General features: G+C 70.0%; 6 protein-coding genes. 4 read left to right on the plus strand and 2 right to left on the minus strand.

Going from position 1 to position 8,275, the window contains the following annotated elements:
* The 4 genes from D7Y11_RS39935 to D7Y11_RS39950 all read left to right on the plus strand — a co-directional run.
* A partial coding sequence (locus tag D7Y11_RS39935) for an Hsp70 family protein (protein ID WP_148139267.1) occupies positions 1 to 609 on the plus strand: 609 nt, incomplete at its 5' end.
* A gap of 8 nt (positions 610 to 617) precedes the next feature.
* A complete protein-coding gene (locus D7Y11_RS39940) occupies positions 618 to 2,138 on the plus strand; it encodes a S16 family serine protease (protein ID WP_126936303.1) in 1,521 nt (506 codons plus the stop codon).
* On the plus strand, positions 2,135 to 4,420 hold the full coding sequence (locus tag D7Y11_RS39945; RefSeq protein ID WP_126936304.1) for a DnaJ domain-containing protein: 2,286 nt from the start codon (positions 2,135 to 2,137) through the stop codon (positions 4,418 to 4,420). The genes D7Y11_RS39940 and D7Y11_RS39945 overlap by 4 nt, the downstream gene beginning before the upstream one ends.
* A complete protein-coding gene (locus D7Y11_RS39950; protein WP_126936305.1) occupies positions 4,417 to 6,204 on the plus strand; it encodes a lipopolysaccharide assembly protein LapB in 1,788 nt (595 codons plus the stop codon). Before D7Y11_RS39945 ends, D7Y11_RS39950 begins: the two co-directional genes overlap by 4 nt.
* A 462-nt stretch (positions 6,205 to 6,666) precedes the next feature.
* On the opposite strand, the gene D7Y11_RS39955 is transcribed toward D7Y11_RS39950, so the two are convergent.
* Both D7Y11_RS39955 and D7Y11_RS39960 read right to left on the minus strand, forming a co-directional pair.
* Complete coding sequence (locus tag D7Y11_RS39955; RefSeq protein WP_126936306.1) at positions 6,667 to 7,317, minus strand: ribonuclease HI family protein; 651 nt, start codon at positions 7,315 to 7,317, stop codon at positions 6,667 to 6,669.
* A 30-nt stretch (positions 7,318 to 7,347) separates the two neighbouring features.
* A complete protein-coding gene (locus D7Y11_RS39960) occupies positions 7,348 to 8,082 on the minus strand; it encodes a zinc ribbon domain-containing protein (protein ID WP_120581532.1) in 735 nt (244 codons plus the stop codon).
* Between the last annotated feature and the right edge of the window lie 193 nt (positions 8,083 to 8,275).

Below are 8,275 nucleotides of genomic sequence, written 5' to 3' on the forward strand. Positions count from 1 at the left end.
GGGGTCTTCTCTCCGCTCATCCCGCGCAACACGACGGTGCCGGTGTCGCGCACGGAGACCTTCGCGACGACGGCGGACGGGCAGCGCGCGGTGGAGATCCGCGTGTTCCAGGGCGAGGCCCGGCTGGTGAAGGACAACCTGCTGCTGGACGCGTACACGGTGGAGGGCGTGCCGCCCGGGCGCGCGGGGTCGGAGAAGGTCGCGGTCACGTTCACGTACGACATCAACGGCATCCTCGACGTGACGACGCGGGTGGTCTCCACGGGCAAGGAGGCCACGCTGGTGGTGGACAAGCGCTCGCAGCGCCTGGGGCCGGAGCAGCGGCTGGAGGCGAAGGAGCGATTGGCTCGCGAGTGGGGCTCGGCCCCTGTGCCGGCAACGCCGTCGTCCGCACCCGTGTCCGTGGCTCCGCCCGCGGTGTCTCCGGATGCAGACGCGGACGCATTGTTGAACGCGGCGACCGAACGGATCGCGACCGCGCCAGCGAACGTGCGTCCCCGGCTGGAGTCGCTGTGCAATGCCTTGCGTGAGGCCCGTGCGAAGGGGGACCGGGGGGCCGCGGCCCGCCTGGACGCAGAGCTCACGGACCTGCTGTTCGACCTGGGCTGAGCAAGCGAATGCTGCTGACCGAGCTCAAACGTGCGGTGGTGCTGCGCCCGTCCGAACCCTCTGCTCGGTTGGCATTGGCCGAAGCGCTCTTCCAGGAGCGCGACTTTCGCGGTGCCGCGGAGCACGCGCGCAAGGCCTTGGACCTGGGTGGAGGTGGGCCCGCGCGTCGTCTCCTGTGCGGCGCATGGGCGCGCGACGGCAAGCGGACAGAGGCGCTGAAGATGTTGCAGACGTCCGTTCGCGAAGCGCCTCGCGATGCGTCCCTGCGCGCGGAGTTGATCACGCTCCTGGAGGAGGAGCGGCCGGACGATGCGCTCGTGCATGCGTTCGAGGCCACCGAAGCCGCCCCCGGTGAACTGGAGGCCTGGCGCGCCGTCATCCGTCTGTGCGAGCGCACGAACCGGCCGTCCGAAGCCATGCCCGCGCTCAAGCGGGCCCGTCTCCTTGCACCGGAGGATCCACGCCTCGCGGAGTCGGTGCTGGGGGCTCGCGCGGCGCTCGGACTTCCGGCGACCACCGCCATGCTGGACGCGCCTCCCCTGGAGCAGGCGATCCAGGCCCTCAAGCTGCCCACGGCGCGTGCCGCGCTCTCCGAGGCGAAGCTCGACGCAGCCGTCGAAGCGCTCTCCCGGGGCTCGTTCGCGGAGGTGAAGCGGCAGCTCGTCATCGCACCCGCGGCGACCCGGACCCGCGCCGCCGCGGCCCTGCTTCGCGCGGAGTTGCTGTGGCTGGAGGGACGTCCCGCCGCCCAGGTCGAAGAGGCCCGTCGCGCCGTGCTCGACCTGGCGGGGGCACCGGGGGCCGCGGCGCTGCGTCTGGGAGACCTTCGGCTCGAAGCTGGAGCACTGGACGAGGCACAAGCGCTCTATGCCCGCGCGGCCGCGAACGGAGAGTCCCTGGCGGCGGCGGGCCGCGAGGCCGAAATCGCTGAACGTCGCCGTCTGCTGGCGCGTGACCTGCCCGCGGTTGGGCGCGTGGGCGTGCTCGGCTGGCATCCGGGGGGCGGGCATGTCTCGCCGCTGGAGGCGATCGCGGTGCCCGGGCGCGGCGTGCTGCGGTGCAGTGGTCATGTGGGGCCCGAAGGCCAGGAGGCCGCGGACGTGGCCTTCAGCGTGGTGCGGGCCCGCGCTCCCGCGCTGAGCCTGGGCACGCTCACGACCCGTTACGACCTGCACCTGCATTACACCGACACGGAGGTCGGCAAGGACGGCCTGTCGTCAGGGCTCGCGCTCTCGCTGGCGGGCCTCTCCGCGTACACCCAGCGCCCGTTGCCCGCGCGGCTGGCCGTGACGGGTGAATTGACGCTGAACGGTGAAGTGCGGCGGGTGGGCGGCGTGCACGAGAAGTTGGTGGCCGCGTACCTCGAAGGCATGCGCGTGGTGCTGCACCCGCGCCGCAACCTGGACGACGTGGCGGCGCTGCCGCCCGAAGTGTCCGGACGCCTGCGATTGATCGCGGTGGACAGCTTGGATGAGGCGTGGCGGCTCGTGAACGCGGCCGCGAACACGCCAGGACTGGAGCGACGGTGAACAACGAAGCCCGCCAGAACCCCTACGAGGTGCTGGGCGTCGAGAAGGACGCGGACGCCCGCGCCATCAAGAAGGCGTACTTCGAGCGCGTCCGGCAGAACCCGCCGGAGACGCATCCGGAGGAGTTCCGCCGTCTGCGCGAAGCGTACGAACTGCTCAACGACCCCGAGGCACGCCAGGCCTTCGACGCCAGCGCCGCGCAACAGCCGGATGGCCCGGAGGCGGCGAAGAACGCCGCGCTCCAGGAAGCCATCAACCTGTTCGAGGCAGGTGACAAGGTCGGTGGCCGGAGGCTCCTCACAGAGCTTCTCAACGAACAGCCGGACTTCCACGACGCGCGGATCCTGCTGGGCCGTCACTTCCTCTACGAGGGCGACGCCAAGGAGGCGCTGGCGGAGTTCGACGCCCTGCTCGCGCGGGCACCGGACTCCTGGCAGGGGCACCTGCAACGGGGCTGGGCGTTGCTCCGGCTGGAGCAGATGAAGGAAGCCGCGGATGCCTTCTGGCGCGCGGGCAAGCACGGCCCTTCGGAAGTGGGCCCGCGCGTGGCGCTCGCGGACTGCCTGGAGGCGATGGGGCAGGTGGCGGACGCGCTCAAGGTGCTGGAGCAGGCGCAGTCGCTGCCCGCCATCTCACGGATGGACGTGCTCGCCCTCAAGGTGCGGCGCATCGCGACGATGCTGGAGTTCGGCCAGGACGCCAACGCCGCGAAGGAGTTGGAGCGGCTCGACGCCGAGCTGCCGGAGGACGCCGACGCCGAGCTGCGCCGATGGACTGGAGGCCAGCTCTCCTCGGCCGCCGCGCATCTCTTCGCCCAGCAGAAGTCCAAGGGCGCGAACCAACTGCTCGCGTTCGGCCGGCGCTTCAACCCGGAGAGCGCCACCGAGGTCGCGTATCCAACGAGCGTCACCGTGGAGGTGGACGCACTCCCTGCCGTCACCCGTGAATGGCTGCACTCGGAGGCCGAGCGGATCGGCGGCTGGCGCGTCCTGACGACCTGGGTGATGCCGGCCGTCTTCACGTTGCTGTGCGCCACGGCCTTGTGCTTCCTGTTGGCCTTCCTCTTCCTGGGAACCAACGAGCGCGGTGTCTGGGATTGGGTGGGGTGGGCGGCCATCGCGGCGCTCGGTTCTGGCGCCATGTATTTCCAGGCCCGCTACCTCCTGCGGGTGATGGCCAGCCCCTACGGGCGCTTCAACACCATCCATCCCCTGCATCTGATCCAGGTGGCCATCGACCGCATCACCGTGTGGCCGCTCGTGCACCTGCAGGACCTGCAACTGGTGAATCACCAGACCAACGGCGTCTACCAGCACACCAACATCCAACTGCGCTTCAGTGACAAGCGCATGGTCCTGACCGTGCGGGGCAAGGACAAGGCGGAGTCACTGGCCCAAGAGCTCATCGCCCGTCGCCGCCGGGTGCTGGAATTGCTCGGCCGGGGAATGCTGGACGCGGAGAGCGGCGTGGAGCACCTGCCTCCGGCGTTGCTGTCGAGCGCGGACAAGCAAGGCCACGTGCGAGCACCGAACACGCCTTCTCCCTGGCCCGGTGTATTCGCCGCCGCGGGGATCGGCGTGTTGCTCGTGGGCGGGGCCGTGTGGCCGCAGAATCGGTTGTCCGCGGAGCACGCCTGGATGCGAGTCGCGTCGCGTGAGGACCTGAGCCCCATGCTCGAGTACCTGCGCGAGCAGCCCGACCCTCGCTTCGTCCCCCAGCTTCAGGCACGGGTGGACGCGGAGCTGGGCAAGGCGCGGACACGGATGGAGTCCCGATTGGATCCAGGCAGCGCCGCCGCGCCGTCCCGCGCGCTCTTCACGGCGTTGCTGGACGCCGTCTCTCGCAACCACAGCCGCCGCGTCACCGTGACGTGGGAGGCGCCCGCCGGGACGCGGACGCCGGAGCGGGATGACCCTTCGGACTTGATCGTGCACGCATGGCAACGGACGGTGGATGAAGCGCTGGGGCAGGGCGTCCTCGTCGTGGACGGAGGTCGGGGGCTGCCGGGTGACGGGCCGCCGGTGCTCACCCTGCGTGTGCGGGAGGCGTCGAAGCCCGGCCCGGGAGGCGCATCCTCGCAGCGGGTCTGGTCGGTGACCCAGGAAGGGCTCGGGGCGGACGTGCCGGCTCCTCCGCTGGAGCTCGTGGCCGACGCGGCGGATCCGCGTGCCTTGGAGGTCCTCTTCCATGCGTGGGTGGACCGTTGGCAGCTGCCCGGCGCGGGCGACCGCCGCCCGTTGTTGCTCACCGCTTCGACGCTCACGCAGGAGGCCCGGCCGTGAGTGCTCCTTCGACTTCTCCCCGCCAGGGCATGCTGCTGCTCGGTGGAATCGGTGTCTGTGCGCTCGCCATCGTGGGCGCGGTCCGGTCCCTCGACACGCATGAGCAGGTGCTCTTCGTCAACGCGTTGGACACCTCGGTCACGGTCACCGCGGGCGGCGAGCAGTTTTCGCTCTCGGCGAATGATCATCGGGTGCGCCAGATGCCCGTCGGGCCGTTGGACGTGGACGTGCGCAGCGGGGCGGCCACGCTGGCCCACGAGACGGTGTACGTGACCGACGAGGGTGGCCTCTTCGTCTACAACCTGCTGGGCGCCGCTCCGCTCTACATGGCGACGGTCCGCTACTCGCGGGACGACGCTCCTGGCACCACCGCGCCTGAGTCCGCGCCACTGGTCCTCGCGGGCACGCCCTTCCTGCGGGCTGGACACATCGACTACATGCTCACCGAACCTCCCAAGCGCCTCTCGATGCGCAAGGAGGATGGCCGCTCCACCACGCGCATGCATCTGGGCCAGGTGCCGGGGGGCTGGGCCACGAGCTACGGCTGGCTGATGACGAACCACCACACGGCCAAGGCCGCGCGCCTGGCGGAAGAGCTCGCGCGGGCGCTGCCGGAGACGCCGGGCGCGCAGAACGCCGCCGTTGTCGCGAGGATGGTGCTCGCGCGTGACGAAGGGCTCCTCGCGTCGCTCGCCGCCACGCGGGAGCGGCGTGACGCGCAGCCGGACAGCGTGGATGCCCAGCGGGCGTGGATGTACAACATGCGTCGCGCCGGGCGGACTGACGAGGTTCGCGCGTACTACCAGTCCGAGGTGGAACGCCATCCCGACTCCCTGGTCATGGCCGTGATGCTCGCGCGCGTCGAGGCCGAGCCCGCGGGGACCGCGCGGCTGGAGGCGCTGGTGCGCAATCATCCCGGGGAGCTGCTTCCCCGCCGTGCGCTGGCGGTGCGGTATGCACGTCAGCAGCGCTGGGCGGATGCGCTCCCGCTGTTGGATGCAATCGAGCAGGGGGACCCGGACTATTCGCGCTACCAGGACACGCATGCCGAAGTGCTGGTGGCCCTGGGCCGCCGCGCGGAGGCGGCGCGCAGGCTGTCGGAGCGCCTGCTCCAGGCTGGCGCGGAGAAGGATCCACCGGACCTGGATGACGTGCTGCTCTACGCGAAGTTGGTCGGACACGCGTCACAGGACGGCAAGGAGAACGCAGCGATGCGGCAACTCGTCGCGTGGGCCCAGAAGGACCAGCCGGAGGGCCTGGTGACCCGGTGGCTCTCGGCCTCGCTGGGACAGCCTCCGGATGCCGAGGCGCCGAGCAGCGCACAGGACGATGCGGTCGAGACCGCGGCGCGGCTGATGCTGGCGCTCGCCGAGGAGCCAGAGTTCGCCGCGCGGGCTTCCACGCACGTCGACTTCTTCGGCTTCCGCCATGTCGGCTCCGAGGCGGGCATGTTGCTGGCGGCGGAGTTCGAAAGGCTCGGGGACGCCGCGCTCGCGGCGAGGACGCTCGACATCTCCGGCGTGGAATTGGGCTACGGCGAGCTGCAGGACGTGCTGCGCGGCAAGCTGCCCGTGGAGTCGCTGACGGCGACGCTGGACTGGGGAGAGAGGGCCGCGCTCCGTCTGGTGCTCGCGCGCCAGCTGGATGCGCGGGGCCAGGACTCCAAGGTGGCGTATGCGCGGGTGAAGAAGGAAGTGCTGCTGCCCGGCGCGGTCAGCATCGCGATCGAGCACTGGACACGCCCCAAGCCGTCCGGCGCCGTGGCGGGGGACACTCTGCCCTGATGCAGGCTCGGCAGCGCGACAGTCGTTGAAGGCCAGGCCGGCTATTCACTTCCGGCCGTGGCTGGCGCTCCTTCTGACCGAAGGAGCAAGCCACTGACGCTCAGCATCAGCAGGCCTGCCCCGAGGAGGACGAGGCCGACCACGTGGACCATGTGACGCTCGAACTGGACCATTTCGTAATGGTCGAGCTTCCACTCGGACTCGCTCATCCCGTGGCAGGTCGAACGGACGCAGCTTTGCGCCGAGGCCGTTGGCTCGCATGCCACGACATCCGCCGCGAGCGTGGGCCCCGGCCTGACCCATATCCCAACCGAAAGATAGAGCCCGGGGAGGAGCGCCACCGCTCCAAGCACCAGGAGCACGAAGCCCACTCCGAGTCTCAGGCCCCTCACGCTGCCCCCGTTCGCCCGGTTGGGGAGCGATCATACCCGGAATCAGGCAACGGCGGCACGGACCCTGGGGCTACATCCGCTCGTCGATGGCCCGGTTGCTCATCTCGTCCGCCTCCGCGTTCTGCGCGCGGGGGACGTGGGCGAGCCTCACCTTGCCGAAGGTGGCCAGCAGCTTCTGTGCTTCCTGGAACAAGGGCTTCAGCGTGGGGCTCTTCACCTGGTACTTCCCACCCAGCTGGCGGATGAGCAGCTCGCTGTCCGCGAACACCTCCACCTCGCGGGCGCCCAGGCTCTTCGCGTGCTGCAGGCCGATGATCAGGCCCATGTACTCGGCGTAGTTGTTCGTCTGGTGCCCCAGGAACTTGCCCAGGCGCGCCACCACCGCGCCCTCGGCGTTCGTCAGCACCGCTCCCGCACCGGCAGGGCCCGGGTTGCCTCGCGCCGCTCCGTCTGAATAGACGCGCACGCGGTTCAGCGCTCCACCCGCGGCGGGCGTCACGATTTCGATGCCTGACGTGGTGGACTCGGGCGCCGTCCGCGGGGCGGGCTCTGACGCAGGTGCCCCGGCGTCGCGCGGACCACCGCTCAGCTGGTCAGCGGCTTCGTCCAACAGCTGACCCAGGTGTTCGCGGGTGAGCCCGCGAAAGGCGCGCACCGTCGCCGTCAACGGCTCCTCACGGGCGATGTGACGGAGGACGTCGACGAGCGAAGGGGTCGGCATGGGGAAGGGGACCGAAGTGATGCGCCGCCGCTACTTCTCGGCGGTGTCCTTCGGCTCGTTCAGCGCTTCCACGGCGAAGATGATGCGGTTGCACGAGGGGCACACGTCGGTGCCCAGCGAGGTGCGCAGCATGTTGTACATCTGCGGGGGCAGGTTCATGTTGCAGCCCTGGCAGGTGCCGGCCACCACGCCCACCATCGCGGGCAGCTTCTTCTTGCGGATGACCTCATAGCGGCGGAGCAGGTTGGCATCCACGTTCGCGGCGACTTCCGCGCGGCGCCCCTCCAGCCCCTTCACCTGGGACTCGGATTCGCCCAGCTTCCCGCGCAGGTCCGTCATCCGGCCCGACAGGCCCTGCTGCTTGGTGGCGTATTCCGCCTCCTTGCCCTTGATGCCCTCGCGAGCCTGGCCCAGCTCCTTCACCTTCTCAGTCAGTGCCTCGGACTGGGTGAGGATGCCCTTCTTCGCGATGTCGATTTCGCGAGCGAGCGCCGAGTACTCACGCGTGGAGCGCTGGTCGGACAGGCGCGCTTCCCACTTCTTCACCTTGTCCTTCTCGTCCGTGATGTTCTGCTCGAGCAAGGCCTTCTGCTTCTCGAGGTCGGCGACGCGTGTCCGCTCGGCCTCGATGCCATTGCGCGCGACCCCCAGCTCCCGCTCCAGCTCGGAAATCTGGCGGGGATGCACGTCCGCCGCCTTTCGGAGCGAGGCGACCTCGAGGTCAACCTTCTGCAGCTCCGCCAAGGCCTTCAGTTTCTCCCGCAAGTTGCTGCCTCCCACACGGCCGCACCGACGCGCGGCTCGGCTCTTGTACCAACAAGGGTGCTGGGGTTCCAACGCGTAATTGGGGAAGCCTCCATCCCCGTGTTCGCCGCCTGCCCCTTGAGCGTTTGAATCCGCTTCACGCACCCGTTAGACCGGGCGCGTGTCCAGCCTCCGCCTCCGCCCCCTCCTGGCC

The organism is Corallococcus sp. AB018 (assembly GCF_003986945.1).
Classification (GTDB): domain Bacteria; phylum Myxococcota; class Myxococcia; order Myxococcales; family Myxococcaceae; genus Corallococcus; species Corallococcus exiguus.